Below are 581 nucleotides of genomic sequence, written 5' to 3'. Positions count from 1 at the left end.
GGACGATCCGCAGCCAGGCGCAGTTTCTGGCACTGCTGTTCATTCGGCAGCCTGCGAGTGCCGCAGCGAGGCTGAGCCTCATCCTTCAGCAGCGCTCCATGCGGCGGCACCTGTCCAATTTGAGGACGGTGTACCAGACCGCGCTCGGCGAGATTCCGCGCAGCGAGGAGGAGCTGGAGAAGCTGCTGCCCGTCATCTGGTCGCTGGATCAGTTCGGGTACGTGCTGAACTCCTACGCGCTGAGCGCCCTCCGGCCCGTCCTGCCTGACCCGGAGCTGGGAGCTGTGCTGCTCCATCTCGAGAAAATGGCCCAGTCCGCAGAGCAGCGGCGGGAGACGGAAGAGGGGCCAGAGGGAACCGACGGGCTGGAGCTGCCGCTGGTGCCGGATATCGGGCAGGAGCTCGCCGATCTCCGGCATGCGCTGAACGGTAGGTGAGCGGGCACCAATCCCAACAAAAAACAGCCCTCTTCCATGGCAAATGCCTTGGAAAGAGGGCTGTTTGGTTTAATGCGTCAAACGATGGTTTACAGATTAGTAAGCCAACGTGTAGAGAGCTTTGATGTGGGACAGGTAACGGAT

Annotated in this window: 1 pseudogene; it reads left to right on the top strand. The window is 61.4% G+C overall.

The features are described from left to right. Positions 1–437 (top strand): annotated as a pseudogene (locus CPT76_RS31740) (hypothetical protein); the annotation flags it as partial. Positions 438–581: the final 144 nt, after the last annotated feature.

Origin of the sequence: Paenibacillus sp. AR247, from assembly GCF_002968895.1 — a bacterium.
Taxonomy (GTDB): domain Bacteria; phylum Bacillota; class Bacilli; order Paenibacillales; family Paenibacillaceae; genus Paenibacillus_AQ; species Paenibacillus_AQ favisporus.
Note: the sequence above shows the minus strand (reverse complement) of the source record. Positions and strands in the feature narration are given on the sequence as shown.